The organism is Flintibacter hominis (genome assembly GCF_014287965.1).
Classification (GTDB): Bacteria; Bacillota; Clostridia; order Oscillospirales; family Oscillospiraceae; genus Lawsonibacter; species Lawsonibacter aceti.
This window is the reverse complement of record NZ_JACOPO010000001.1, coordinates 198,806-223,755: the sequence shown is the minus strand read 5'-3', so window position 1 is coordinate 223,755 and position 24,950 is coordinate 198,806. Positions and strand designations below refer to the sequence as shown.

Below are 24,950 nucleotides of genomic sequence, written 5' to 3'. Positions count from 1 at the left end.
CCGGCAGCTCTCCCCTCTCTCCACTGTTAGAAGGGGCATGAGATGGACATCATTCTAAGTAATTCCAGCGTCAAACCCATTTACGAGCAGATCACCGACCAGGTGAAGGAGCAAATCATGGCCGGAACCCTGTCGGCGGGGGATGCCCTGCCCTCTATGCGCCTGCTGGCTAAGGAGCTCCGTATCTCCGTCATCACCACCAAGCGGGCCTACGAGGAGCTGGAACGAGATGGCTTTTTGGAGAACGTCCCAGGCAAGGGCTGCTTCGTGGCGCCCCAAAACCGGGAGCTGCTGCGGGAGGCCCAGCTCCGCCGGGTGGAGGAGAAGCTTACCCAGGCGGTGGAGGAGGCCCGGAAGGGAGCCTTCTCTCTCGATGAGCTCCATGAGCTATTGAATATTCTGTATAAAGGTGACGAATTATGACAAATAGTATTGAAGTGCAAGGGCTCCGCAAGTCCTATGGCGATTTTTCTCTGCGGGATATCAACCTGACCGTTCCCGGAGGGGCCATCATGGGCCTCATTGGCGAGAATGGGGCAGGCAAGACCACTACCATCAAATGTATTTTGAACCTGATCCGCCGGGACGAGGGGACAATCACCCTCCTGGGCCACGACAACCAGAGGGAGGAGCGGGCCGCCAAGCTGGAGATCGGCGTGGTGCTGGACGAATGCTTTTTCCACGACTCCCTCCGCCCCCGGGACATCGATTTGATCCTCTCCCGGATATATCAAGGTTGGGACAGCGCCCTCTACCAGCGTTATCTGTCCAAATTCCAGCTGCCGGAGCGCAAATTCGTCAAGGAATTCTCCCGCGGGATGAAGATGAAGCTGTCCCTGGCTGCCGCCCTGTCCCACCGCCCCAAGCTGCTGATCTTGGATGAGGCCACCTCCGGTCTGGATCCCATTGTCCGGGATGAAATTCTGGACGAGTTTCTCGGATTTATCCAGGACGATGACCATGCCATCCTCATCTCCAGCCACATCACCAGCGACCTGGAGAAGGCAGCTGATTACATCACCTATATCCACCAGGGGCAGGTGGTCCTGTCCGACGCCAAGGATCGTATTCTGGACAATTACGGTCGTCTGGCCTGCACCGTCGCACAGCTGAACTCTGTGGCCCCAGACGATTTGATCCGGGTACGCCGCAGCTCCTACGGCTGCGAGGGCCTGGTGGCCGACCGGGCCGCCTTCCGCCGCCGGTATCCAGAACTGCTGGTGGAGCGGACCACGCTGGAAGACATCATGCTATTCATCGCAAAGGGGGAAGCACAATGACCGGACTGGTTCTAAAAGATATGCTCGTGATGCGAAAGACCCTTAAGACTTATGTGCTGTTTCTAGCCTTTTACCTGCTGCTGGCCGTGATTGGACTCTTTCCCATCTCCACCATCACCGCCGTCACTCAAATCATTATCATGATGCTGCCCCTGTCCGCCTTCTCCTTCGACGAACTGGCCAAATGGGACCGATACGCCCTCACTTTCCCCACTGGCCGGAGGAGTCTGGTGGGCGCGCGCTACCTGTTCACCCTGGTGATGGCCGCCGCCGCAACCCTCTACTCCCTGGTGGCCTGCGTGGTCCTGTCCATTGGGAAAGGGCAGAGCGCCATGGCCGAAAACCTGTTGAGCCTGATGGTATCTCTGGGGCTGGGACTCATCATCGCTGATATTCTCCTCCCCCTGTGCTATAAATTGGGGGTGGAACGGGCCCGCCCCTATATGTATATCGTCATTTTCGCCCCCCTGCTCCTGTTCTTCGGTGCCTACAAGTTGGGGCTCTTCGAGGGCATCAACCTCTCCTCTCTGGACCGGATGCCGGAGAGCACTGTTCTGGCCGTGGGCTCCCTACTCCCTCTGATCCCACTCCTGGGACTTGGGCTATCCTACCTCATCTCCTGCCGTATCATGGAACAGAAGGAGTTTTGATATGAAAACCGGGGTCCTGATGGTATGGACGGGCTGCCTGGTATCCATCACGCTGTCTGTCCTGCATTTCGCCTGGATCGCTACCGCCGTGGAGCGGGTGCTGGTCCTGGCGCTGCTGGCTCTGGCCGGAGCTTTCGCTCTGGCCCATCGGAGATAAGGAGGAACCTCTATGCCAAAAATTATGCCCCTGATCTGGGCTGGCCGCGCCGTAGCTGTCACCCTGGTGGCACTCACCTTTACGGGCACCATCCCCAGTGGAAGTTTTCTGTTCTGGCTCCTCTTTGCCCTGGCCGCCGGCCTCGTCCTCCTTGGCGGCGGCTGGCGAAAGCGCCGGTGATTTACATTTTCTCCCTCCCATGCTATAATAGTAAAAAATGATTGAGGGAGTGTGACCGCTATGACCACTAAGGAAGCCATCCGGGAATTGGAGCACATGAAGCAGTATGCCACCGCCAAGTCTATCCCTGCTCTGGACCTCGCCATCAAGGCACTGCAGGAAAAGCTGGAGTGTGAAAAGGTCTAGCTCCCCAGATGTGAAGGCCGGACAGGAATCGGGAAAGGCAAAATCGGGAACGCACAACGTCCCCAGCAGGATTTGAAATCATTGAGAATCTTTCTTCTCCTGCCGCATCTAAATAAAGACGGAGCAGAAGCGACGCTTCTGCTCCGTCTTTGTTTATTTTATTTCTGCTTTCGGTCTGGATATCCCGCCGTTTTACCTCAGGCGCTCCTCCGAGCATTCTTTACGAAAAACAGGAAGCCCAGCATTAGGACGATGCCAACCGGCAGAGCGATGATACCGGGTAGGCCGAAGTAAGCTAACGCACCGGCTACCACATAGGAAATGCCGGCAATAACCGCGCAGGAGATTGCATAAGGCAACTGGGTGGACACATGGTTGACATGGTCACACTGGGCACCGGCGGAGGCCATGATGGTGGTGTCGGAGATGGGGGAGCAGTGGTCTCCGCACACCGCGCCGGCCATACAGGCGGAGATGCAGATGATGGCCAGAGGGTTGTCCATGGAAAATACGTTCTGGACAATGGGGATCAGGATGCCAAAGGTACCCCAGCTGGTGCCGGTGGCAAAGGCCAGCAGACAGCCCACCACGAATACGATGACGGGCAGCAGCATCTGCAGGCCCTGGGCGCTGCGGACGAAGTCACGGACAAAGTACTTGGCACCCAGTGAATCGGTCATGCTCTTCAGGGTCCAGGCAAAGGTGAGGATGAGGATGGCAGGCACCATGGCCTTGAAGCCTTCAGGGATACAGCCCATCATCTCCTTGAAGGTCATGGAGCGGCGGACGAAGTAGTAGATCAGGGCGAACAGCAGGCCAAAGGCGGAGCCCAGCATCAGGCCGATAGAGGCATCAGAGTTGGAGAAGGCGTCCACAAAATTCTCCCCGGAGAAGAATCCGCCGGAGTAGATCATGCCGATGACGCAGCAGACCACCAGCACCACGATGGGCAGCACCAGGTCCATCACAGTACCCTTGGTGTCGTCGATCTCCTCATCCATCATGGCATAGGGGTTGGAGCCGGAGAACAGGTCGCCGTTCTCTACGGCGTTCTTCTCGAATTTGGCCATGGGGCCGAAGTCTACCTTCATCAGCACCAGGCCCAGCATCATCACAATGGTGAGCAGGGCATAGAAGTTATAGGGGATGGCCCGAATAAACAGATTGAGGCCCTGACCGTCCTCGGCGAAGCCGGACACGGCGGCTGCCCAGGAGGAGATGGGCGCGATGATACATACCGGCGCGGCGGTGGCATCGATGATATAGGCCAGCTTGGCCCGGGACACGTTGTGCTTGTCGGTGATGGGCCGCATGACGCTGCCCACGGTTAAGCAGTTGAAGTAGTCGTCAATGAAGATCAGGCAGCCCAACAGGATGGATGCCAGTTGGGCACCGACCCGGGACTTGATGTTCTTCTTGGCCCACCGGCCGAAGGCGGCCGAACCGCCTGCCTTATTCATGAGACACACCATAGTGCCCAGAATGACCAGGAAGATGAGAATGCCCACATTGTAGCTGTCTGACAGGGAGGCCACGATACCGCCGCTGAACACGTGATTCAGCGTCCCCTCAAAGGAGAAATTGGAGTACAGCAGGCCGCCCACCAGGATTCCAATGAACAGGGAGGAGTACACCTCCTTGGTAATCAGGGCCAGGGCGATGGCGATGACCGGGGGCAGCAGGGACAGGGCGGTGTTGTAGGAGCTGCTGGGGGACTGGATATACCCCTCACCCCCACAGGTGGGACACACAAAGGTGCCGCCGCAGGCCTCACATTCAGCGTCAGTGCCCAGGCATACGGAACACCCGCCCGTAAGGCCGCAGTCGGGACACTCGATCATCTTGGTGCCCGATATCTCGGTGGGGTCGTCCGCCAGCACGGCAAAGCTGGTGGTGGCCAGGGCCAGCACCATCATCACCATGATGATCAGGCGCACAGGCCAGGATCTTCTCGTTCTCATTTCTTTTCCCTCCACATGATTCTCTCTCCGGGGCCGCAGCCCCCCGCGCAAACAAAAAAGCCACAGGCACGTCAAGCGCCCATGGCAAAGCCGGACGTCCCCAGGCGGACCCCAGGGACCTTCGGATAGCGCTCCACTTGTTCGTGACAGTCCGCAGGATATTCTCCTGCGGCCCAGGTTCGCCTCTCCAGGCAGAGAAGCCAGCCTTCGGCGGTACACCCTCTCCTGGGGACGGCTGCCTGGCCCTGTCCCACAGTACGCATGAGTACCGCGCCTCTATCCACTATTCATTTGGAATTGCAAGTATCCTACCACGGCCCTTCACTATTGTCAAGCCTCTTTCGAAAAAAAGCTCCTTCTTTTTCAATTTTCTATCAATCCATCATAAAAAAGGTGAAAGTGCCGGTGGCCACCACTACATCCTGGTCGTTGGTGAGCACCACCTGGATCACAGACAGGGTGCGGCCCATCTTCTTGGGCGTGGCTACACAGAATATCTTCTTTCCAGAGGCGGGGCGCAAAAATTCCATAGTGCTTCCCGCGGTGACGCAGACGCCGCCCCTGGAACAGGCGCAGCATCCCCCCACCGTATCGGCCAGGGTGGCCATTGCCCCTCCGTGGACATTCTTATGGGGATTGATGCTGTTAGGTCCCACCACCAGCTCCCCCTTGGCATAACCGGGCTCCACATGGGTCACGGTGATGCCGTTCTCATAGGAAAACTGGTGCGGCGTATTGACTGTGCGGAATATAAAATCGGTCCTCTCCTGGTCAGTCATGGAACCGCTCCTTTGCTCGTTGTCAGGGGACAGTGTATCACAAAAACATCTGTGGGGCAAGGCTGACGGGAAAAATTTCACCGATTTTCCCCCAAACGCATAGATTGGTAAGAACTCATACCCAAGGAGGAATCGCCATGGAAAAAAACTCGAACCCTGCCGCCCTGACTCCCCAGGGCGTGGACCAGGAGGCGTTTGACCGGGTATGGCGCCGTGTGATGCCCGATCAAGCGCAGAGCCCCATCGCCATAGGGCGGGCGGAAGTAGATGAGATCGCCCCCGCCGAAACCGCCCCCCAAGACCAGTGCGAGGCCGCGCCGGTCCCAGCCGAGCCCCCGGTACAGCCCGCCGCTTCTCCTACACCCCCTCCCCCGTCCCGCAGCAAAGCGGAGGAGGAACCCCCCTTCTGCCTCGGCAGCCAGTCCCAGGGGGAGGAACAGACGCTCACCTCTCTCATGGACCTGGCCAAAGAAGGGGTCTTCATCGCCCAGGCCCTGGTCCGCAGGGGCGGAAGCTGCTCCAGGTCACTGAGCTGTCTGGCTGCCGACCACCGCCGGGCCCTGCGCCAGCTCTCTGCCGCCTACTTTCTCATCACCGGTCAGCGTTACCGCCCACCGACCCCCTCTGTGGTCATTAACGCCTCTCTCCCCCTGGCCCTACGGGATCAGTTCGTCTGGGAGCAGCGATGGGAGCGGGCCAATCAGCAGGCCGCTGAAACCACCTCGGATGCCTGTCTCAAGGAATTATACCAGGAACTTGCCCAAGACGGGGTCCTCCATGCCGCCACCATTCGCTCACTGCTGGAACAGATGGGTTGACTGTTTTCTCAGCTTTGGGGTAAACTGGACAGGAAGGTGGGCGGCAGGGCCAGACTGCACGCGCCCCCGCCATCCTCCACATACCGATGAAAGGAGCGCGGTCCTATGACCCAGACCAAGGAGTTCTCCTATCCTTCCTCTGACGGCGTCCATACTATACACGCCCATGAGTGGTTCCCCCAAAGCAGCCCTATCGCTGTAATTCAGATTGTCCATGGGGTGGCAGAACATATCGGGCGGTACCAGCATCTGGCCCAATTCCTCACCGCCCACGGCTTTGTTGTGTGCGGCGAGGACCACCTGGGCCACGGCCTCACAGTGAACGACGGTCGATACGGTTACTTCGCCCCCCGCGGAGGATGGGACCTGGTCACCCAAGATGTGCGCCGCCTACGGGAGATAGAGGGAAAAAAGTTCCCCGGTCTGCCCCATGTGCTGCTGGGCCACTCCATGGGCTCCTTCCTCACTCGGACCTATCTGATTCGCTGGCCGGGAACGGTGGATGGAGCGGTTCTCTCCGGCACCGGCCAGGAAAAGGCACCCTTGGTGGCCTTCGGTCGGCTTCTCGCCGGGGGGCTGGCTGCCCTCAAGGGCTCGGACTATGTCAGCCCACTGATCTATGAGCTGTCCCTAGGCGCCTACAACAAGAAATTTCAGCCCGCCCGGACCCGTGCCGACTGGCTCAGCAGGGACCGTGACATGGTAGACGCCAACTTAAATGACCCCCTGTGCGCCTTCCAGCCCACGGTATCCATGTTCCGGGATATGATGGAAGGACTGCAGTTCATCGCCAGCAAAAAAAATCTATCCAAAATGGACGTGGACACCCCCATCTATTTTCTGTCCGGTGACCAGGACCCCGTGGGCTCCATGGGCAAGGGGGTACGGAAGGTGGAGGCGATGTTCCGCTCCGCCGGGTGCCGGGATGTAACTGTCAAGCTGTACGCTGGAGGCCGCCATGAGATGTTCAATGAGCTCAACCGCCAGGAGGTCATGGAGGACCTGCTGGTCTGGCTGGAACAGAGGTTCTTTGACTAGAGCCCGGTTTTTCCCCAGTGTTTTGCCTCTTTGTCCCCTTTGGCGTACAGGGAGCCCAGAAAAATACGACAGTAAAAGAGCGGCTGTACGGCCGCTCTTTTACTGTCTTTCCCCTTTGAAGAGGAATACTGCTTTCATCGGAACCGCGACAATCATGGATGGTGAGATACAACGGGTGGTTTAGAGGGGCACAAGGCGCCACCCTAATCCCTCCACCCTCAGGTTGTCACCAGCTCGCCTGTCAGGATGTGGTATCTGGTCATGGTCTCTCCCTGGGGCAGATCCACTGTAATCCTGTTCCAAAGCATTCCACCCTGTTTCCCCTCCGTTCCCCTGTGGTGGTATCGGACAGAGAATCTGTGTATGGGACAATGGGCAGCCAGGACCTCATATGCCAACATGGCCTGGTCGGCCATTCTTTCCCGCATGACTGCCTCATCGGGGATGGGCTCATCCGCGCCGCCATAGAACTGCACATCGACGGATATGACGGCCTCGTCCGGCATCTGGGGGCTCCATCTGGCTGACCACATGGTAATGTTCTGGTCCGGGACCCAGAGCCCTGTCCGGCGGATGACACTGTCGATGTACAGTTTCTTCCGCAGGGCCTCTTCCCGTTCCTTATCCTCTACGACCAGCCCGCCATATCCCAGACTCCGCTTCTCGCCGCCGTCGGAGAAGGAGAGATAGTAGCCGCCGCCCACCAAATCATAGCCCGCCCAGTGGCCCTGCGCCCTCCACTCCGGATGGACCTGGGCCGCATATTCCTTCATCGCGCGGGCGGCCTTCAGATTGCCGATGACTGGTGGAAAACCAAGAGAAAGGAGGACAAACACAATCAGGGGCCCCACCAGAAGCAAGAGGGTCAGGCCTACACCCAGCCGTTTCTGTCCCAATCCTTCCATAAGGTTCCCTCCCCCTTTTTCGAAAATGATAGCAGAAGGTGGGCTATGCGGTCAATGAAATTGGGATATCTGGTCATTTTCCCGAGATAAGTGGTCCAAAAAATTTCGGACCTTCTCTATCTGTCCCCCTTGGACCGGGATAGTCATTTTCCCTCCCGCAGCTTGCACCTGGAGGGAGTATCCCCGCCTCTCCGGCACCAGCTCCGCGCCGTCCATGCTCTCCCAGGGGGCATACAGGACACAGGTGGAATAGCTGTCGTGGCTAATAGCAGCCAGGCCCCGGTTCATGACTCCCAGAAAATACTCCGGGTCCGGGGTCCTCTGGATCAGCCAGAGCAGGCCGCCCGTCTTTCCCCGAAGGTACAGGCAGTCCTCCAGCCGCTCCCCCAGCCGGTAGCACAGCAAGGCGGTGTGGTACATCCCATAGCTCTCCTCCAGCAGCCAGCCCAGCCGCTCAGGCTCTGGGTGCTCGGTGGGAAAGGCCAGACCGGAGGGCCGCCCCAGCAGCAGGGACAGCACCGGCCGCAGTTGGTCCTCCTTCACCTTGTTGTAGGAGAAAGAGGCTTGATCGCCATTCTTTAAGTAGATGGTCAGGATACATTTCAACAGCTGGACCTCATAGCGGATGGCAGCCGCCCCCTGGGGGATGAGCAGCCGGGTTACCCCTCCCCGCCACAGGGTCTGTAGGAGGACCTGGCCACGCCACCAGGACACGGCGTGCTCCTCCTCCCCTACTCCCTGCCGTACTTGGGGAATATAGGTCACGTTGCCGGGAGGCAGCCCTTCTCCCCGCCATTCCTCCAAAGCCGGGCGGAAAAGCTGGGGCAGCTCCGACCACTGATAGATACGCTTTGGCCAGGATGCCAATGTGGGTCGCCGGTCCTCTACAAATTTCACGGTCCTGCCCCCTTGATACAAAAGAGGTAAGACGCCTCGGAGAGCTTACGCTCTCCGAGGCGTCCCGTTCATCAGGTCTGGTCCTTGGTATCCTCGTCCTGAGACGGGGCGTGCTCCTGTTGTTCCGCCGGTCCCTGACCAGCGGGAGCGGTGGGTTCAGAGTCCTTTCGCTCCTCTGTGCCCTCCCCCTCAGGCTGACGGCCGCTGGCCTCCCCTTCGTCCAGAGCGGGAGGCTTGACCTCCTCGCTGACGATATGGATGTGCTTGGCCGGCGCCTCGATCACATCCGGTACGGAGGGGCGGAACGCCTTTTCGCTCTTGCGGGTAGAGGCGTAGGCGTCCTCCACCAGAGCGGGATCCCGGCCCTCGATAATGGCCACCATCTCGCCGCCAGTGATGGTCTCTTTCTCCAGCAGATAGGACACTACCTTGTGCATATCCTCCAGGTTCTCCTGGATAACCTTTACAGCGTCCTCGTAGCAAACGTCCAAAATTGCTTTGACCGCCTTATCCATCACAGCCGCGGTATCCTGGGCGCAGTCCAGGCCGTAGCCCCCGTCCAGATACTGGTTACGGACCGAGCCCAGGGCCATCATGCCGAACTCCTCGCTCATACCGAACATGGCCACCATGTTCCGGGCAATATTGGTAGCCTCCTGGATATCCTGAGAGGCACCGTTGGTCATGGTATCCATCACCACCTGTTCAGCGGCCCGGCCGCCCATGGAAACAGATATCTTGGCCATAAGCTCTTCCTTAGTCCGCAGGTTGGTCTTGTCCTCCTCGGGCATCAAGAGGGTATAGCCCAGGGATCCCTCGGTGTGGGGGACAATGGTGATCTTCTGCACCGGCTCGGCGTTCTTCTGCTTATAGGCCACCATGGCGTGGCCCACCTCGTGGTAAGCCACCAGCTTGCGCTCGAATTGGGTGAGCACAGAATTTTTCTTCTCACTGCCGGCGATGACAAACTCGAAGGAGGCCAGCAGGTCCTCCTGGGTCACCATGCGGCGGCCGTGGCGGACGGCCCGGAGGGCCGCCTCGTTGACCAAGTTAGCCAGGTCAGCGCCCACAGTGCCAGCGGTAGCTAAGGCGATCTTCTTTAGGTCCACGTCCTCGCTCAAACGGATGTTTCGCGTGTGGACCTGGAGGGTGGCCAGACGTCCGGCCAGATTAGGCCGGTCGATGGTGATGCGCCGGTCGAAACGGCCGGGGCGGAGCAAAGCCTTGTCCAGCACCTCGGGCCGGTTGGTAGCTCCCAGGACGATGACGCCCTTGCCGGGGTCAAAGCCATCCAGCTCGGCCAGCAGCTGGTTCAGTGTCTGCTCCCGCTCGTCGTTGCCCCCCATGCGGTTGTCGCGGGACTTGCCGATGGTGTCGATCTCATCGATGAAGATGATACAGGGGGCCATCTTGCTGGCCTCTTTGAACAAGTCACGGACACGGCTGGCGCCCACGCCCACAAACATCTCTACAAAGTCGGAGCCGCTGATAGAGAAGAAGGGGACGCCGGCCTCGCCGGCCACGGCCTTGGCCAGCAGGGTCTTACCAGTACCCGGAGGGCCCACCAGCAGGGCGCCCTTGGGCAGCTTGGCGCCGATCTCAGTGTACTTACCGGGGTTGTGGAGAATATCGATGATCTCCTGGAGGGACTCCTTGGCCTCATCCTGGCCGGCCACATCCCGGAAGGTAACACCGGTCTTCTTCTCCACATACACCTTGGCGTTGGCCTTGCCCACGCCGCCCAGGCCGCCCATTCCTCCCTTGCCGCCTACCCCGCGGAACAGGAACATCATAGCGCCCACCAACAGCAGGATGGGAAGCAGTGTGGAGATGAGCAGGGACAGAATATAGGCAGAGCTGTCCACCGGGTCGCTGCCGTAGTTGGTCACCCCGTGCTCATCCAGCAGGTCGTAGATGCTCAGGTCGGATACTGGGGGCGGGGTTGTGACATATTCCTTCTCCTGGCTCTGGCCCCGGAGTGGGATCTGCATTCCAGCAAAGATTCCTTGGTCCCGCTCCTCTTCCTGGGGCAGATAGGCCTCAGCCTCTTCCTCCATCCCTTCCTTCAGGGTGATGACATACTCGCCGCTCTCCATCCGCACGGACTCCACCAGCTCCGCCACCACCCACTGGCGGAAGATGGAGTAATCCACCTGGACCTGGTTGGCGTTGGCATAGGATGAGGTGCAGCTTTTGAACAGCATGGTCAGTACCAGGGCCCACATAATAATGCTGATGAGGCCCAACGTGTTCTTTTTGTTGTTTCCCTTATCTGGTTTCAAAGGAGAATACCTCCAATTTTCTGCTTGATTTTCTCTTTTCTGTCCAAATCACATTTAGGACTAAATGGTATCATACCACATCCGCACTTTAAAAACAAGAAAAGCGGGTGTAAACTTTCTGTAAAAGGTAAGGGGGTCTGCTCGGACCGCGGAGCCCCTCGATCCCCAATCGGTTTTTTCCCCGTCCTGTATTTTTGACTTCCCCCTTTCGCCTAAATATGATATACTGTTTTTTATCGTTGGAAATTTTGACATCGGAGGGAACTGCCCCATGAATAATAGACCGCCTCTGCGCCGCTCCGCCCCTGTGGAAACGGAGAACGACGGCATCATTGAAGGCCGCAACGCGGTCATCGAGGCCCTGAGAGCCGGCGTGGCCATCGACAAAATATTTCTACTCAAGGGCGAGCGTGACTCGGCCCTGGGGCATATCGCCTCCGCCGCCCGGGAGAAGGGCATCGTAGTGGTAGACGCCGACCGGCGGAAGCTGGACAATATGAGTCGAACCCACTCCCACCAGGGAGTCATCGCCCAGGCCGCCGTTCGGGAGTACGCCTCTGTGGACGACATCCTAGCCGCCGCCCGGGATAAGGACGAGCCCCCCCTTATCGTAGTATGTGACGAGCTATCCGACCCCCACAACCTGGGGGCGGTCATCCGTACCGCCGACGCCGCCGGCGCCCACGGAGTCATCATCCCCAAGCGCCGGTCTGCCGGTCTGACCGCCGTGGTCGCTAAGACCTCAGCCGGGGCTGTGGCCCACGTTCCTGTCGCCCGGGTGGCCAATCTGCCCACTGTGCTGAAGGAACTGAAGGAGGCGGGAGTCTGGGTATTCGGCACCGCCATGGATGGGTCCACCTCCCTGTACCATGCCGACCTGAAGGGCCCTGCCGCCATCGTCATCGGCAGCGAGGGGGAGGGGATGGGCCGCCTGGTGGGAGAGAGCTGTGACTTCACCGTTTCCATCCCTATGTTCGGCAAGATCAATTCCCTGAACGCCTCCGCCGCCGCCGCGGTCCTGCTGTATGAGGCTGTCCGCCAGCGAACAGGCAATTAGTCAGACTTGCAGGAGGAATTTTCTATGATGCCAATTAAGCCTTTTAACGGGTTGGAGGCCGCTATTTGCACCATCGCAATGGCTGTCGTCGGGTACCTCGTCGGGAGCCTGCTGGCCATCCCGGGTGCGGGCGCCGTAGTATTTGCTATTGCCACCATGGGTGGATTCCTCTTGAGCGCCATCCATCGTAACCAGTGACTGAATTTCAAATTTCAAGGAGCCTCCCATGAGCGACCGCGACGATAAAAAACGAAACGAGGACGACCTGGCGGAGATCCGCTCCCTCATCGGGGACACGGACACAGGCGGTTTCTCTCTGGAAGATATTTTGGCGGAATACGGGTCCGGCAAGGTTCCGGGCCGGGGTGCGGTCCCTGTTCCCCCAAAAAAGGAGCGGGAGCCAGAGGGACCTGACCTGCCCTGGCCGGAGGCTCCCCGCACCTCCCGGCGTGAGGGGAAGGTAGTTGCCTTTCCCGGGGGCCAGATACAGCAGCCTCCTGATGAGGAGGAGCTGCCTGATGAGGAGGAGCTGCCTGACGAGGAGGAGCTGCCTCCCGACGAGGCTTCTCTCCCCAGTGAGGAGCCAGAGGAGCAGTTGGACGGCCCGGCGGCTGACAAAGAAGTCATTCCTTTTCCGGAGGAGGAGAGCGTCCTATCCGCCTTTCTCAAGGACCTGGGCAAAAAGGCCGACGACTATGCGGACCATATGTTTGAGGAGGACGAGGCCATCGACCACTCCGAGGTCCGCCGCCTGGAGAAGCTGATTCCAGGCACGGACCGGGAGGAGGAGCCGGAGGAGGTCCCCCGGTCCCGCCGTCCCAGGCCCCAGGACCCCCCTCCCCCGGACACGGACCCCCAGGAGCTGGCCCGGAGCTATCACAAGGGATTGGGCGGGGCCCGGCTGCGGGTACTGGCTGTGTTCCTCCTCTTTGCCCTCTCCCTGGTCCAACTGCTGGTACCCGCCCTGGGACTTGTATGGCTCCCCCCTCTGGACGACCTGTCCATCCAGCGTTGGATCGCCGTAGGCCTGCTGGCCGCGGGCGTACTGCTGGCCGGTGACGCGCTGGTGTCCGCCATTGGTCGGGCCTTCCATGGCAGGCTTGGGATGGATGTTCTGGCGGCCCTCTCGTGCGCCGCCACTCTGGCGGACGGCGCTGTGCTGGCTCTCCACCCCTCTCGTGGAAATCAGCTGCCATACAGCGCGGTGGCCCTGGCCGGCCTGTTCTTCCTGCTCCACGGAGCCTATCACAAGCGGTGCGGCCTGCGGCTCTCCTGCCGAACCGCGGCCGCCTCCGCCACTCCCTATCGGGTCACCCTGGACGAGGGGAAATGGAACGGCCTGGACACCTATACCAAATGGTCCGGCACCCAGGAGGGATTTGGCAGCCAGATCCAGGCTGACGATGGAGCCCAGCGTATTTTTCGCCGCTTCTGCCCCCTGCTGCTGCTGGGCTGCCTGCTGCTTTCTCTGTTGACCTCGGTGGGGATCGGCCAGCCTGAGCATCTGTTATGGTGTCTGTCCGCCACCTTTACCGCCACCTCCGCCTTTGGAGGAAGCTTGATCTACGGCCGCTCCTTCCACAAGCTGGCCCGGCGTCTGGCCCAAAGCGGTGCCGCCCTGGCTGGCTGGCCAGGCATCTCCCGCTCCCGGAGGGGGGACCGAGTTCTCATCACGGATACCGATCTGTTCCCCCCCGGCTATGTAGAACTCAACGGAGTGAAGGTGTTGGGCAACTTCCCTATGGAGCGGGTGGTGGCCTATACAGCCACTCTCATCCGGGACTCCGGCAGCGGCCTGACCAAGCTGTTCCACGACCATCTCCGCGCTCTGGGAGGCCTGATGCGGAATGCCGACCACCTGTGCTGCTACGAGGGGGGCGGCCTGTCCGCCAATATCCGCGGAGACCAAGTGCTGGTAGGTTCCGCAGCCTTTATGAATCTGATGGATATTCCCCTCCCTCAGGGGTTAAACGTAAAGAGCGCCGTGTTCTGTGCCATCAACGGGGAGCTGGCCGGTATCTTTGCCTTGAGCTATTCCCTCCACGACACCATTTTCCCCGCTCTGGAGGAGCTGATGCGTGAGAAGATCGGCCCTGTGCTGGCCACCCGTGATTTTAATCTGATCCCCGCCATGCTTCACCAGCGTTTCAAGCTGGCGGCGGACAAAATGGACTTTCCTCCGGTGGAACGGCGGCGGGAGCTGTCCGATCCGGAGCAGCCCCACAGCGATGTCCTCACCGCTCTGTTGTGCCGGGAGGGGCTGTTTCCCTTTGCCGAGGCTGTGACGGCCGCCAAGCGACTGCGGTGGGCAACCCGGCTGGGCGCCATTCTCTGCTGTGCCGGCTCCCTGCTGGGTCTGCTGCTGGCCGCCTATCTCACCTCTGTATCCGCCTATTCCTCCCTTTCCCCTCTGAATCTGCTCGTTTTCATGCTCACCTGGCTGTTCCCGGTATGGTTCCTGTCCGGGTGGGTCCACCGCTACTGATGGGACCTGATCTGAACGAATGAGGTGATCCTTTTGATCCGACTGGCCTGTGCTGACGACCTAGACGCCGTCGACGCCATCTATGACGCCATCCTGACTCTGGAGGAGGCCCGCCCCGTATCCTTCACCAACTGGCAGCGGGGCAAGTATCCCACTCTGGACCACGCCCGCCGTGCCATGGAGGAGCACACCCTCTGGCTGGCCGGGGAGGATGGGAAGTATTACGGCACCTTTATCCTCAACGGCATCCAGCTTCCGGAGTATGCCCAGATCCCCTGGCAGTTTCAGGCTCCGCCGGACCAGGTGGCCGTGATCCACACCCTGATGGTCCACCCGGACTGGTCTGGCCGGGGCAAGGGCCGGGAACTGGTCGCCTTCTGTGAGGAGGAGAGCCGCCGCCAGGGAAAATCTGTCATCCGGTTAGATACCCCGGAGGGCAACACCCCTGCCAATCTCATGTATGCCCGTCTGGGCTACCGGCTGGCTGGGGCTGCCGAGTTTTTCTTCCAGGGATTTATCCATGAGATCCTGAACTGCTACGAGAAGAAGCTGTAATCGGAGATAGAACAGAGCGGCGGGGACACCCAAGGGTGTCCCCGCCGCTCTTTATTAGGCCGCCTGCCGCAAGGCCAGGACCACCAGCAAAAGCTGGACCACCAGCAGCAGAGGGAATCCCCAGCGGAAATACCAGTGCCTCGTCTTATGGTGGAAAAAGCGCATCCCCAGCAGCCCGCCCAGGGCGCCGCCCAGCACGGCGGGCAAAAACAGAGTCTTTTCCGAGATACGCCATTTTTTCCCTACCGCCCTTCTCTTGTCCACCCCCATCAGAAAGAAGGCAGCCAGGTTGACTGCCATCAGGTACAGGATCACAAGCTGTACAAGCTCCGGGGCCATCGCTCTCCCCCTCTCTTTCGCCATGTCGGCTTATATCGGGGTACAGTGTACCTCTTTTTCTCTCCCTTTGCAACCCGCTCTCCCGCGGCTCCCCAGCTCTTTTGGACCTCCTCCCTGCCAGAGCTGTCCCACGGGAAATTATTTTCCCTTTGGTCAAGATTTTTTCTCTTGTTTTACTTTTTAGCTAGACCTTAATCATCCTTTTTCATCCATTCTTCTTATGTTAATTTTCTTTGCTTTAATTCCCCTCCCCTTTACCCATGTTTTCCCATTTTATTTCTCTCTATTTGTTTACTTCGTCATCATGTCCATCCTTTTTATTCCGTTTTACAGAAAACTAAATATTTTTTTGTCCTTTTAGCTCTTTTTTCTCATTTTAATGTTTTTTCAGCAAAAAAGCTGTTGCAATATTTCCTGCAAATGGTATAATGATTCGTCAGCAAAATTATTGTACGCTCCCATGGAAAAGATATCTGGGAGGAAATGGTGGCGGCGTTGCGCCAGTTCTGTTCGGGCTAGGTCCGGGCGGCAGCAGATCGTCGTCGCGTAAGAAGAAAGGAATGAAGTTTACAAATGGCAACGAAATTCGTGTACCTCTTCTCCGAAGGCAACGGCAAGATGAAGGAGCTGTTGGGCGGCAAGGGCGCCAACCTGGCCGAGATGACCAGCCTTGGTATGCCTGTGCCCCAGGGCTTCACCATCACCACCGAGGCCTGCACCCAGTACTATGAGGACGGCGAAAAGATCAACGACGAGATCCAGGCTCAGATCATGGAGTATATCGTCAAGATGGAGGAGATCACCGGCAAGAAGTTCGGCGATCTGGACAACCCCCTGCTGGTTTCTGTCCGTTCCGGCGCCCGGGCCTCCATGCCCGGTATGATGGACACCATCCTGAACCTTGGTCTGAACGAGGACGTGGTGGATGTCATTGCCAAGAAGTCCAATAACCCCCGCTGGGCTTGGGACTGCTATCGCCGCTTCATCCAGATGTATTCCGACGTTGTCATGGAAGTGGGTAAGAAGTATTTTGAGGAGCTCATTGACAAGATGAAGGAACAGCGGGGCGTCACCCAGGACGTGGAGCTCACCGCTGACGACCTGAAGGAGCTGGCCAGCCAGTTCAAGGCAGAGTACAAGTCCAAGATCGGCTCCGACTTCCCCAGCGACCCCAAGGAGCAGCTGATGGGCGCCATCAAGGCCGTCTTCCGCTCCTGGAACAATCCCCGTGCCATCGTGTACCGCCGCATGAACGATATCCCCGGCAGCTGGGGCACCGCCGTCAACGTCCAGTCCATGGCCTTCGGCAACATGGGCGACGACTGCGGTACCGGCGTTGCCTTTACCCGTAACCCCGCCACCGGCGAGAAGAAGCTGATGGGCGAGTTCCTGACCAACGCCCAGGGCGAGGACGTTGTGGCCGGCGTTCGCACCCCCATGCCCATCCAGGAGATGGCCGACAAGTTCCCCGAGGCCTTTGCCCAGTTCCAGGACGTGTGCCAGCGCCTGGAGAACCATTACCGGGATATGCAGGACATGGAGTTCACCGTAGAAAACGGCAAGCTCTATATGCTTCAGACTCGTAACGGCAAGCGCACCGCCGCCGCCGCTCTGAAGATCGCCTGCGATCTGGTGGATGAGGGTATGATCAGCGAGCAGGAGGCTGTTGCCATGATCGACCCCCGCAACCTGGACACCCTGCTCCATCCCCAGTTCGACCCCGCCGCTCTGAAGAAGGCCGCCCCCGTGGCCACCGCCCTGCCCGCCTCCCCCGGCGCCGCCTGCGGCAAGATCGTCTTTACCGCTGACGACGCCAAGGCTTGGGCCGAGCGGGGTGAGAAGGTGTGTCTGGTCCGTCTGGAGACCAGCCCCGAGGATATCGAGGGCATGGTCGCCTCCCAGGGCATCCTCACTGTCCGTGGTGGTATGACTTCTCACGCCGCCGTGGTAGCCCGCGGCATGGGCACCTGCTGCGTGTCTGGCTGCGGCGCCATCAAGATGGACGAGGCCAACAAGCAGTTTGAGCTGGACGGCCGCACCTACCGTGAGGGCGACTGGATCAGCCTGGACGGCTCCACCGGCAACATCTACGGTGAGGCCATCCCCACTGTGGACGCTTCTATTTCCGGCGAGTTTGGCCGTATCATGGCTTGGGCTGATAAGTTCCGCCAGCTGAAGGTCCGCACCAACGCCGACAACCCCCGTGATACCGCCCAGGCCGTCAAGTTCGGCGCCGAGGGCATCGGCCTGTGCCGCACCGAGCATATGTTCTTTGAAGCCGACCGTATCCCCGCCATTCGGGAGATGATCTGCTCCGATACCGTGGAGCAACGTGAGAAGGCTCTGGCCAAGCTTGAGCCCATGCAGCAGGGCGACTTTGAGGCCATGTACGAGGCTCTGGAGGGCCGTCCCATGACCATCCGTTTCCTGGATCCCCCGCTGCACGAGTTTGTTCCTACCGAGGAGGCCGATATCGCCCAGTTGGCCCAGGATATGGGCAAGAGCGTGGCCGACATCAAGGCCATCATCGCCAGCCTGCACGAGTTCAACCCCATGATGGGCCACCGCGGCTGCCGTCTGGCGGTCACCTATCCTGAGATTGCCGCCATGCAGACCCGGGCTGTCATCAAGGCCGCCCTCAATGTCCAGGCCAAGCACCCCGACTGGAAGATGGTCCCCGAGATCATGATCCCCCTGGTAGGCGAGGTCAAGGAGCTGGCCTTCGTCAAGAACGTGGTGGTCAAGGTGGCCGACCAGCTGATCGCTGACGCCGGCTCCGACATGAAGTACCTGGTGGGCACTATGATCGAGATTCCCCGTGCCGCCCTCACTGCCGACGAAATCGCCAAAGAGGCCCAGTTCTTCTCCTTCGGCACCAACGACCTGACCCAGATGACCTTCGGCTTCTCCCGTGACGATGCCGGCAAGTTCCTGGAGTCCTACTACTCCAGCAAGATCTATGAGAGCGACCCCTTCGCCCGCCTGGACCAGAACGGCGTAGGCCGCTTGGTGGAGATGGCCTGCAAGCTGGGCCGTCAGACCCGCCCCGACCTGAAGCTGGGCATCTGCGGCGAGCACGGCGGCGACCCCTCCTCTGTGGAGTTCTGCCACAACACCGGGCTGGACTATGTGTCCTGCTCCCCCTTCCGGGTGCCCATCGCCCGTCTGGCCGCTGCCCAGGCCGCGATTAAGAATCCCCGCGCCTGATCCCTCCCCTGGTTTCTGAATCCGGTTCTCTCCAATAAGAATAACAGGCACACCGTCCAGTGGACGGTGTGCCTGTTTCTTTGGTTCCGCCTTATTCCCGGCAAGGTTCTCCCCTGTCCGTTTCCTTTCCCGGTAGCCTGTTCACCAAAAATTATTTCAATTTTTTTAATTAAATTGATTGACGCTCCCCCGGAACAGTGGTATCATCAGTCCGTTCAATTTTGAAGAAGTAGGATTTGATATCACTATGCATCCTCTGAAAAAGCTTACCTGCCGCGCTTTTCAGCTGGCCTTCCGGCTGGCGCTCCCCTTTCTCCCCTACCGGGAGCCCAAACAGTTGGACGGACTGGACTCCATCCCTCCGCTACTCAAATGGAGTGGGGTGGGCTCCGTCCTGTTGGTCACCGACCGTTCCGTCCGCTCCCTGGGCCTTACGGCCCCTCTGGAGAAGTCCTTGGCCGGGGAAGGCATCATCTGCGCTGTCTATGACGGCACCGTTTCCAACCCCACTATCCAAAATGTGGAGGAGGGCCGGCAGCTCTATCTGGACAGCGGAGCCCAGGCCATCATCGCCGTGGGCGGTGGCTCGGTCATGGACTGCGCCAAGGGCGTGGGGGCCCGGATCGCTCGGCCCCATAAGCCGGTGCGGAGAATGAAGGGCCTGCTGCGGGTGCTTGTGCCCACCCCTTTGACGATTGCTGTTCCCACCACCGCCGGTACGGGAAGCGAGGCCACCCTGGCCGCTGTCATTACTGACCCGGAGAAAAAGCACAAGTACCCTATCAACGACTTTGCCCTCATCCCCGACTACGCGGTGCTGGACCCGAAGATCACCCTGGGCCTGCCCCCCTTTATTACCGCTACCACAGGAATGGACGCCCTGACCCATGCCATTGAGTCCTACATCGGCCAGACCACTACCAAGCTGACCCAAGCTATGTCCGAGGAGGCCGCCCGCCTCATCGTCCACAATCTGCCCCGGGCCTTTGCCGATGGCACGGATCTGGAGGCCCGCCGGGCCATGCTCCGGGCCGCCTACTGCGCTGGTGTGTCCTTTACCCGATCCTATGTGGGCTATGTCCACGGGCTGGCCCACTCCCTGGGAGGCCAGTACGGCATCCCCCACGGGCTGGCTAACGCCGTCATCCTGCCTTATTTTCTGGAGGAATACGGCCCCGCCTGCTGGGAAAAACTGGGTAAGCTGGCCAAAGCGGCTGGGCTGGCCCAGGAGGGGGACTCTGCCCAGCAGAGCGCCCTGGCCTTCATCGCCTGGATCAAAGAGGCCAATCGGACCATGGGCATCCCGGAGACGATTGCCGAGCTCCGGGCCGAAGATATCCCCGCTATGGCCCGCCATGCGGACCAGGAGTGCAATCCCCTCTATCCCGTACCCCGGCTCATGGATCGTCAGGAGTTGGAGATCATGTATCAAAAGCTGATGGCAAAGGAGGCATCCCCATGGATATCCAAGCCCTCGTCCAGGACCAGCGGGCCCATTTCCAAACTGGCCAGACGTTTAGCCTAGCTGTCCGCCGGCGGGCTTTGGACAAGCTGCGTCAGGCCATTCTGGCCCATGAGGCGGACATCAATAGCGCCCTGGCGGCCGACCTGAACAAGTCTGCCACCGAGAGCTATATGTGTGAGGTGGGGATGACCCTGGCCGAGCTGAACTATGTAAGGAAGCACCTGGCCCGCTGGATGCGGGACCGAAAGGCAGCCACCCCCTTAGCCCAGTTCCACGCCAAAAGCTTCACGGTGGCCGAGCCCTATGGAGTGGTCCTTATCATGTCCCCCTGGAACTACCCCTTTATGCTGACCCTGGAGCCCCTCATCGGGGCCATCGCCGCGGGCAACTGCTGTGTGGTGAAGCCCTCAGCCTACTCCCCCGCCACGTCCAACCTCATCCGCGCCATCCTGGCGGAGTGCTTTCCCCCGGAATTCGTCTGTGTGGTAGAGGGAGGCCGGGCGGAAAACCAGGCCCTGCTGGACCAAAAATTTGACTATATCTTTTTTACCGGCGGGGTGGCCGTGGGGCGGGAGGTCATGTCCAAGGCGGCCCGCCACCTCACCCCCGTCACCCTGGAGTTGGGGGGCAAAAGCCCCTGCGTGGTGGACGCCACCGCCAAGCTGGACCTGGCTGCCAAGCGGCTGGTATTCGGCAAGCTGCTCAACTGCGGCCAGACCTGTGTGGCCCCTGACTATCTGCTCATCGACGGCCGGGTGAAGGAGCAATTTCTATCCCATGTCAAAAAGTGGATGACCGCCATGTATGGGCAGGATCCCCTGGACAATCAGGGCTATGTGCGGATGATAAACCGCAAGCACTATGACCGGGTGATGGGCCTCATTGACCCGGCCAAGGTGGTCTATGGCGGCCGGGGGGACCCGGACACCTTGAAAATACAGCCCACTATCTTGGACGGTGTGTCCCCGGAGGACCCGGTAATGCAGGAGGAGATTTTCGGCCCCCTGCTCCCTGTCCTCACCTATGACACCCTGGACCGGGCGGTGGAGTTCATCAACAGCCGCCCCCATCCCCTGGCCCTATATCTGTTTTCCGAGGATCGGGCCGCCCAGGAGCGGTTCCTCCGCCAAGTCCCCTTTGGCGGGGGCTGCGTCAACGACACCATTATCCATCTGGCTACCAGCCGGATGGGCTTTGGAGGTGTGGGTGACAGCGGCATGGGCAGCTACCACGGCAAACTGAGCTTTGATACCTTCTCCCACCGGAAAAGCGTGGTGAAGAAGTCCACCTGGATGGACATGCCGGTGCGCTATGCACCATATACCGCCCTTCAGGAGAAGCTGCTTCGCCTCTTTCTGCGCTGAAACCGCCTCTTTCCGAGGCCTCCTATGGCCCAGGGCGGCCCGCATTTGTGGTCTTGCTCCTGCGGGTCCGAAGCCGCCAGCAGGACAAAAGGCCATTGCGGATGAAATCTGATAACAAAAACACCCATCTGATTTTACTCAGATGGGTGTTTTTTATCATGGTCGAATCATTCGAAGGGGTCACATGTTCTTTCCGCGCTCGATTGGGCCATTTTCTTTTTCGTATTCGTCAAGGTGCTTCAGCAGTACATATTCAATATAATTCGTCATAGAGCGGTGTTCAGCCGTAGCCAGGACCCCGATCCTATCAAATACATCGTCCGACATACGCAACGTAAACACTCGTTTGATAGTGGCCATATTGCCCGCCCCTTTCTATTTTCGAATATATCATAGTGTAATAACACAAAAATATATACAGTCTATTGACAGCTAAATGCTATCACTTTATAATGTTGAAAAAATGTGAAAGGGGTTGAGTATCGTCGAAAAGTTGCAACAACTTGTCCGCCTGGGCAAAAAGCTCTCGAGTGTCGGCTCCGAACTCAGGCTTGCCCAAAAGGGACTGGAAAAATGGCGGATGACTATGGACTAAGCTCTCCTCAGGCTATCGACTTTTCCAAACACTGCGACAAACTGTCATCCAGATTCACCGCATTGGAAGATGATTATTTGACTTTGCGCCAAGAACTTATCCAGCAGTAAAAAAGCCCCGCCAGTCATGACTGGCGGGGCTTTTTTACTGCTCAATTTTACTCCGTGGTATAGTTGTCAAAATAGCCCTGAATATAGACGATAGGAGTTCCCTTGTCGCCGGAGCCGGAGGTCAGGTCGCACAGGGAGCCGATCAAATCCGTCAGGCGGCGGGGGGTGGTGCCCTCAGACACCATCTGGCCCACCAGGTCGCCGTCCTTCTTGTGAATGCGTTCCTTAATGGCCTCCTTCAGGGCATCGCCGGACAGGTCAGCAAAGTCGTTATCCGCCAGATACTTCAGCTTCAGCTCGTTGGGGGTCCCCTCCAGACCGGCGGTATAGGCTGGAGATACTACCGGGTCGGCCAGCTCCCAGATCTTGCCCACCGGATCCTTGAAGGCGCCGTCTCCGTACACCATGACCTCCACATGCTTCCCGGTCTTTTCCAGCAGCTTCTTCTGAATGGCCTCCACCAGATCCTGGCACTCCCGGGGGAATAGCTTGACCTGGTCCTCCGTAGCCTTGTTGGAGCCCAGCAGGCCGTACTTGGCGTTATAGCCGCTGCCGTCAACTGGGGCGGTCATAATCTCGTCCAGGCCAAAGACCTTCTCCGCCCCGCCCTGCTTTAGCAGCCGCTTGGTGCGCTGACGAGTGTGGATGTCACAGCACAGCACATTCTTGGTGTATCCCAAGATAGCTCGCGGATCGTTGGCAAAGATTACCTCCACCTCAGCGCCGCTCTCCCGAATCAGCTGCTGATAGTATTCCACATAGTCCACGCCGGTGAAGGGGTGCTTCTCATAGCCGAACAGTTCCCGGTATTTCTCCAGAGACAGGACGTCCTTATAGGGGTCCACGCCGCGCTCATCCAAGGCATCCAAACTGACCAAGTGGTTGCCCACCTCGTCCGAGGGATAACTGAGCATCAGGACGATCTTCTTGGCCCCCTTGGCGATGCCCCTTAGGCAGATGGCAAAGCGGTTGCGGCTGAGAATGGGGAAGACAACGCCCACGGTCTGGCCGCCCAGCTTGGCCTTCACATCATCGGCGATATTGTCCACCGAGGCATAGTTGCCCTGGGAGCGGGCCACGATAGCCTCAGTCATGGCAACCACGTCACGGTCCCGGATGGCGAAGCCGTCGTCAGCGGCCGCCTCCAGCACGGAATTGGTGACGATCTCCACCAGGTCATCACCGCTGCGGATGATAGGGGCCCGCAGGCCGCGGGAAACGGTACCGACCATACGACTCATGTTGGAACACTCCTTATCGTTTCATGTGTATCATTTCATCAGATGGGGAACATCTGTCCCCAATTTTTTAGTATAGCAAGAAATGTTCAAAAAGTAAATAAAAAATAGCTCTGCCTGGGCTTCTTTGGCATCCAAAGTTTCACGGACAAAGGCGCCGCCCCTCTGTGCAAATGGACGGCCAAAAAATTTTTTGGACTGTGCGGGAACTTTTCTCTCCCCAATACGTCTATTAAAAGCAAAGGGACAGGAACGCCCCACAAAAAGGAAAAGGAGCGATTATAATGAACAAGAAGCTAACCGCGGTCGTACTGAGCGGTGCCGTCGTCTGGCTGATGGGCGCCCACGCGCTGGCCGCACAGCCGGCAGGCCAGTCTGATATCATTCCAATCTCCGCCCCTGTGGAGGACATCGCCATGACAGACAGCGCGCTTTACTACGGAACCGTGTCCGCCATCTCCACGGAGGAGGACGGAACCATTTCCCGCTTGACTATGGAGTCTGAGGCCCATGGACAGTATGTGATGAATCTCTCCCCAGACACCGTATGGGTAGACGCTGGAAATAAAACCGCCGCTGATCCCTCCACGGTGAAGGTGGGCGACAGACTGTATGTGTACCACAGCCACGTCTCCACCCGCTCTCTCCCTCCCCAGTCCGCCGCCTTCGCCGTGGTCGTTAACGTGCCCCAAGATATGGGTGCGCCCCACTACCACGTCGTAAATAATGTGGTGTCCCAGGAGGATGGCTCTGTGAAGTTCTCTGTGGACAATGGAGGACTCATTCTCTCCGTATCCGTAGATGCCGGCTTGTCCGCCTACGAGGGGGACGCCCCCGCCCTGGCTGATATCCAGGCCGGTGACCGCATCATGGCCTGGTACGATATCGTACTCACCTCCTACCCCGGTCAGAGTGGCGCCAGCCATATCATGCTCCTGCCCGCTAAGGCCGAGGATCTGCCCAAGCCTGAGGAGGGCGCCCAGCTGACTATGGAGTTGGACGGCAAAGTACCCAACATGGTAGGCCGCTATGAGAGCGGCGTGGCTATGGTTCCCGTGGCCGCCGTCGCCCAGGCTCTGGGCCTGGACGTGACTTACACCCCCAATACAGACGAGGGCGCCTTGGTCACCGTGGAGAGCGACCAGTTCCGGGTCAGCCTGTACCTGGACCGGCAGATCATCACCGGCGTTACTAAGATCGAAGGGGCCGTAGGCGCCACCGGCCCCCTGGACTATGGCAAGGCCCCCTATGTGGTCGCCCCTGGCACCACCTGGGCGCCCGCCGAGATCTTCAAGATGCTGGGCAGGACTGTCACCCTGGAGGGCACCAATCTTATCATTGAGTGATTTGAGCCTGAATCAAGAAATAGATCATACAAAAAGGGAGCCGCTTCCTGGTGAAG

24 protein-coding genes and 1 riboswitch are annotated in these 24,950 nt (G+C 59.1%); of the genes, 16 read left to right on the top strand and 8 right to left on the bottom strand.

What is annotated here, in order from left to right:
- Positions 1-42 precede the first annotated feature (42 nt).
- The 6 genes from H8S11_RS01120 to H8S11_RS14040 are packed head-to-tail and all read left to right on the top strand — an operon-like array spanning position 43 to position 2,453.
- Positions 43-423, top strand: coding sequence for a GntR family transcriptional regulator (locus H8S11_RS01120; protein WP_186851901.1), 381 nt, complete (start codon positions 43-45; stop codon positions 421-423).
- On the top strand, positions 420-1,280 hold the full coding sequence (locus H8S11_RS01115; protein WP_147571631.1) for an ABC transporter ATP-binding protein: 861 nt from the start codon (positions 420-422) through the stop codon (positions 1,278-1,280). Before H8S11_RS01120 ends, H8S11_RS01115 begins: the two co-directional genes overlap by 4 nt.
- Positions 1,277-1,930 carry an ABC-2 transporter permease gene (locus H8S11_RS01110; protein WP_186851900.1) on the top strand — a complete coding sequence of 218 codons (654 nt, stop codon included), beginning with the start codon at positions 1,277-1,279 and terminating at the stop codon, positions 1,928-1,930. Before H8S11_RS01115 ends, H8S11_RS01110 begins: the two co-directional genes overlap by 4 nt.
- A gap of 1 nt (position 1,931) precedes the next feature.
- The gene (locus H8S11_RS01105) at positions 1,932-2,087 is read left to right on the top strand and encodes a hypothetical protein (protein WP_186851899.1); all 156 of its coding nucleotides are present in this window, start codon (positions 1,932-1,934) and stop codon (positions 2,085-2,087) included.
- Between the two features lie 12 nt (positions 2,088-2,099).
- Positions 2,100-2,267, top strand: coding sequence for a hypothetical protein (locus H8S11_RS01100; protein ID WP_186851898.1), 168 nt, complete (start codon positions 2,100-2,102; stop codon positions 2,265-2,267).
- Between the two features lie 60 nt (positions 2,268-2,327).
- Entirely contained in the window at positions 2,328-2,453 is a 126-nt protein-coding gene (locus tag H8S11_RS14040) for a hypothetical protein (protein ID WP_262669713.1), read from the top strand.
- 197 nt (positions 2,454-2,650) lie between these two features.
- On the opposite strand, the gene H8S11_RS01095 is transcribed toward H8S11_RS14040, so the two are convergent.
- Both H8S11_RS01095 and H8S11_RS01090 read right to left on the bottom strand, forming a co-directional pair.
- Positions 2,651-4,414, bottom strand: a complete 1,764-nt coding sequence (locus H8S11_RS01095) for a Na+/H+ antiporter NhaC family protein (RefSeq protein WP_186851897.1) — start codon at positions 4,412-4,414, stop codon at positions 2,651-2,653.
- Between the two features lie 118 nt (positions 4,415-4,532).
- A riboswitch (Lysine riboswitch) is annotated at positions 4,533-4,701 on the bottom strand.
- A gap of 87 nt (positions 4,702-4,788) precedes the next feature.
- Positions 4,789-5,193 carry a PaaI family thioesterase gene (locus H8S11_RS01090; RefSeq protein WP_147571634.1) on the bottom strand — a complete coding sequence of 135 codons (405 nt, stop codon included), beginning with the start codon at positions 5,191-5,193 and terminating at the stop codon, positions 4,789-4,791.
- A gap of 137 nt (positions 5,194-5,330) precedes the next feature.
- Between H8S11_RS01090 and H8S11_RS01085 the strand changes: the two genes are divergently transcribed.
- Together H8S11_RS01085 and H8S11_RS01080 are read left to right on the top strand one after the other, a co-directional pair.
- A complete protein-coding gene (locus tag H8S11_RS01085) occupies positions 5,331-6,011 on the top strand; it encodes a rubrerythrin (RefSeq protein ID WP_186851896.1) in 681 nt (226 codons plus the stop codon).
- A 105-nt stretch (positions 6,012-6,116) separates the two neighbouring features.
- Positions 6,117-7,049 (top strand): alpha/beta hydrolase, encoded by a 933-nt coding sequence (locus tag H8S11_RS01080; protein WP_186851895.1) that lies wholly within the window; start codon positions 6,117-6,119, stop codon positions 7,047-7,049.
- A 218-nt stretch (positions 7,050-7,267) separates the two neighbouring features.
- Here the strand turns inward: H8S11_RS01080 and H8S11_RS01075 are convergent, their stop codons facing one another.
- From H8S11_RS01075 to ftsH, 3 genes are all read right to left on the bottom strand, one after another.
- Positions 7,268-7,954, bottom strand: a complete 687-nt coding sequence (locus H8S11_RS01075; RefSeq protein ID WP_186851894.1) for a hypothetical protein — start codon at positions 7,952-7,954, stop codon at positions 7,268-7,270.
- A 51-nt stretch (positions 7,955-8,005) separates the two neighbouring features.
- Positions 8,006-8,851 carry a hypothetical protein gene (locus H8S11_RS01070; RefSeq protein ID WP_186851893.1) on the bottom strand — a complete coding sequence of 282 codons (846 nt, stop codon included), beginning with the start codon at positions 8,849-8,851 and terminating at the stop codon, positions 8,006-8,008.
- 71 nt (positions 8,852-8,922) lie between these two features.
- On the bottom strand, positions 8,923-11,133 hold the full coding sequence (ftsH, locus tag H8S11_RS01065) for an ATP-dependent zinc metalloprotease FtsH (protein ID WP_394803824.1): 2,211 nt from the start codon (positions 11,131-11,133) through the stop codon (positions 8,923-8,925).
- 271 nt (positions 11,134-11,404) lie between these two features.
- On the opposite strand from ftsH, the gene rlmB reads away from it, so the two are divergent.
- The 4 genes from rlmB to H8S11_RS01045 are packed head-to-tail and all read left to right on the top strand — an operon-like array spanning position 11,405 to position 15,230.
- Positions 11,405-12,190, top strand: a complete 786-nt coding sequence (rlmB, locus tag H8S11_RS01060; RefSeq protein WP_186851892.1) for a 23S rRNA (guanosine(2251)-2'-O)-methyltransferase RlmB — start codon at positions 11,405-11,407, stop codon at positions 12,188-12,190.
- A gap of 27 nt (positions 12,191-12,217) precedes the next feature.
- Positions 12,218-12,388 carry a hypothetical protein gene (locus H8S11_RS01055; protein ID WP_186851891.1) on the top strand — a complete coding sequence of 57 codons (171 nt, stop codon included), beginning with the start codon at positions 12,218-12,220 and terminating at the stop codon, positions 12,386-12,388.
- Between the two features lie 28 nt (positions 12,389-12,416).
- Positions 12,417-14,675, top strand: coding sequence for a hypothetical protein (locus tag H8S11_RS01050; RefSeq protein ID WP_186851890.1), 2,259 nt, complete (start codon positions 12,417-12,419; stop codon positions 14,673-14,675).
- A 33-nt stretch (positions 14,676-14,708) separates the two neighbouring features.
- The gene (locus tag H8S11_RS01045; protein WP_186851889.1) at positions 14,709-15,230 is read left to right on the top strand and encodes a GNAT family N-acetyltransferase; all 522 of its coding nucleotides are present in this window, start codon (positions 14,709-14,711) and stop codon (positions 15,228-15,230) included.
- 54 nt (positions 15,231-15,284) lie between these two features.
- Here the strand turns inward: H8S11_RS01045 and H8S11_RS01040 are convergent, their stop codons facing one another.
- On the bottom strand, positions 15,285-15,593 hold the full coding sequence (locus tag H8S11_RS01040) for a DUF1294 domain-containing protein (RefSeq protein ID WP_240288328.1): 309 nt from the start codon (positions 15,591-15,593) through the stop codon (positions 15,285-15,287).
- Positions 15,594-16,142: 549 nt separating this feature from the next.
- Here H8S11_RS01040 and ppdK point away from each other — a divergent pair.
- From ppdK to H8S11_RS01025, 3 genes are all read left to right on the top strand, one after another.
- Positions 16,143-18,776 carry a pyruvate, phosphate dikinase gene (ppdK, locus tag H8S11_RS01035; RefSeq protein ID WP_147571642.1) on the top strand — a complete coding sequence of 878 codons (2,634 nt, stop codon included), beginning with the start codon at positions 16,143-16,145 and terminating at the stop codon, positions 18,774-18,776.
- Positions 18,777-19,023: 247 nt separating this feature from the next.
- Positions 19,024-20,301: an iron-containing alcohol dehydrogenase gene (locus H8S11_RS01030; RefSeq protein ID WP_186851888.1), complete on the top strand. Its 1,278-nt coding sequence runs from the start codon at positions 19,024-19,026 to the stop codon at positions 20,299-20,301.
- Complete coding sequence (locus tag H8S11_RS01025; RefSeq protein WP_186851887.1) at positions 20,235-21,605, top strand: aldehyde dehydrogenase; 1,371 nt, start codon at positions 20,235-20,237, stop codon at positions 21,603-21,605. The genes H8S11_RS01030 and H8S11_RS01025 overlap by 67 nt, the downstream gene beginning before the upstream one ends.
- Positions 21,606-21,785: 180 nt before the next feature.
- Here H8S11_RS01025 and H8S11_RS01020 read toward each other — a convergent pair whose 3' ends face one another.
- A complete protein-coding gene (locus tag H8S11_RS01020) occupies positions 21,786-21,932 on the bottom strand; it encodes a hypothetical protein (RefSeq protein ID WP_243200884.1) in 147 nt (48 codons plus the stop codon).
- 425 nt (positions 21,933-22,357) lie between these two features.
- Positions 22,358-23,551: a coenzyme F420-0:L-glutamate ligase gene (locus H8S11_RS01015; RefSeq protein WP_186851886.1), complete on the bottom strand. Its 1,194-nt coding sequence runs from the start codon at positions 23,549-23,551 to the stop codon at positions 22,358-22,360.
- 281 nt (positions 23,552-23,832) lie between these two features.
- Between H8S11_RS01015 and H8S11_RS01010 the strand changes: the two genes are divergently transcribed.
- The gene (locus tag H8S11_RS01010; RefSeq protein WP_186851885.1) at positions 23,833-24,894 is read left to right on the top strand and encodes a stalk domain-containing protein; all 1,062 of its coding nucleotides are present in this window, start codon (positions 23,833-23,835) and stop codon (positions 24,892-24,894) included.
- Positions 24,895-24,950 lie beyond the last annotated feature (56 nt).

Coding starts and splice junctions, on each gene's coding strand:
- H8S11_RS01120 (WP_186851901.1), top strand. CDS start 43: ATGGACATCATTCTAAGTAATTCCAGCGTCAAACCCATTTACGAGCAG.
- H8S11_RS01115 (WP_147571631.1), top strand. CDS start 420: ATGACAAATAGTATTGAAGTGCAAGGGCTCCGCAAGTCCTATGGCGAT.
- H8S11_RS01110 (WP_186851900.1), top strand. CDS start 1,277: ATGACCGGACTGGTTCTAAAAGATATGCTCGTGATGCGAAAGACCCTT.
- H8S11_RS01105 (WP_186851899.1), top strand. CDS start 1,932: ATGAAAACCGGGGTCCTGATGGTATGGACGGGCTGCCTGGTATCCATC.
- H8S11_RS01100 (WP_186851898.1), top strand. CDS start 2,100: ATGCCAAAAATTATGCCCCTGATCTGGGCTGGCCGCGCCGTAGCTGTC.
- H8S11_RS14040 (WP_262669713.1), top strand. CDS start 2,328: ATGACCACTAAGGAAGCCATCCGGGAATTGGAGCACATGAAGCAGTAT.
- H8S11_RS01095 (WP_186851897.1), bottom strand. CDS start 4,414: ATGAGAACGAGAAGATCCTGGCCTGTGCGCCTGATCATCATGGTGATG.
- H8S11_RS01090 (WP_147571634.1), bottom strand. CDS start 5,193: ATGACTGACCAGGAGAGGACCGATTTTATATTCCGCACAGTCAATACG.
- H8S11_RS01085 (WP_186851896.1), top strand. CDS start 5,331: ATGGAAAAAAACTCGAACCCTGCCGCCCTGACTCCCCAGGGCGTGGAC.
- H8S11_RS01080 (WP_186851895.1), top strand. CDS start 6,117: ATGACCCAGACCAAGGAGTTCTCCTATCCTTCCTCTGACGGCGTCCAT.
- H8S11_RS01075 (WP_186851894.1), bottom strand. CDS start 7,954: ATGGAAGGATTGGGACAGAAACGGCTGGGTGTAGGCCTGACCCTCTTG.
- rlmB (WP_186851892.1), top strand. CDS start 11,405: ATGAATAATAGACCGCCTCTGCGCCGCTCCGCCCCTGTGGAAACGGAG.
- H8S11_RS01055 (WP_186851891.1), top strand. CDS start 12,218: ATGCCAATTAAGCCTTTTAACGGGTTGGAGGCCGCTATTTGCACCATC.
- H8S11_RS01050 (WP_186851890.1), top strand. CDS start 12,417: ATGAGCGACCGCGACGATAAAAAACGAAACGAGGACGACCTGGCGGAG.
- H8S11_RS01040 (WP_240288328.1), bottom strand. CDS start 15,593: ATGGCGAAAGAGAGGGGGAGAGCGATGGCCCCGGAGCTTGTACAGCTT.
- ppdK (WP_147571642.1), top strand. CDS start 16,143: ATGGCAACGAAATTCGTGTACCTCTTCTCCGAAGGCAACGGCAAGATG.
- H8S11_RS01030 (WP_186851888.1), top strand. CDS start 19,024: ATGCATCCTCTGAAAAAGCTTACCTGCCGCGCTTTTCAGCTGGCCTTC.
- H8S11_RS01025 (WP_186851887.1), top strand. CDS start 20,235: ATGGATATCCAAGCCCTCGTCCAGGACCAGCGGGCCCATTTCCAAACT.
- H8S11_RS01020 (WP_243200884.1), bottom strand. CDS start 21,932: ATGTCGGACGATGTATTTGATAGGATCGGGGTCCTGGCTACGGCTGAA.
- H8S11_RS01015 (WP_186851886.1), bottom strand. CDS start 23,551: ATGAGTCGTATGGTCGGTACCGTTTCCCGCGGCCTGCGGGCCCCTATC.
- H8S11_RS01010 (WP_186851885.1), top strand. CDS start 23,833: ATGAACAAGAAGCTAACCGCGGTCGTACTGAGCGGTGCCGTCGTCTGG.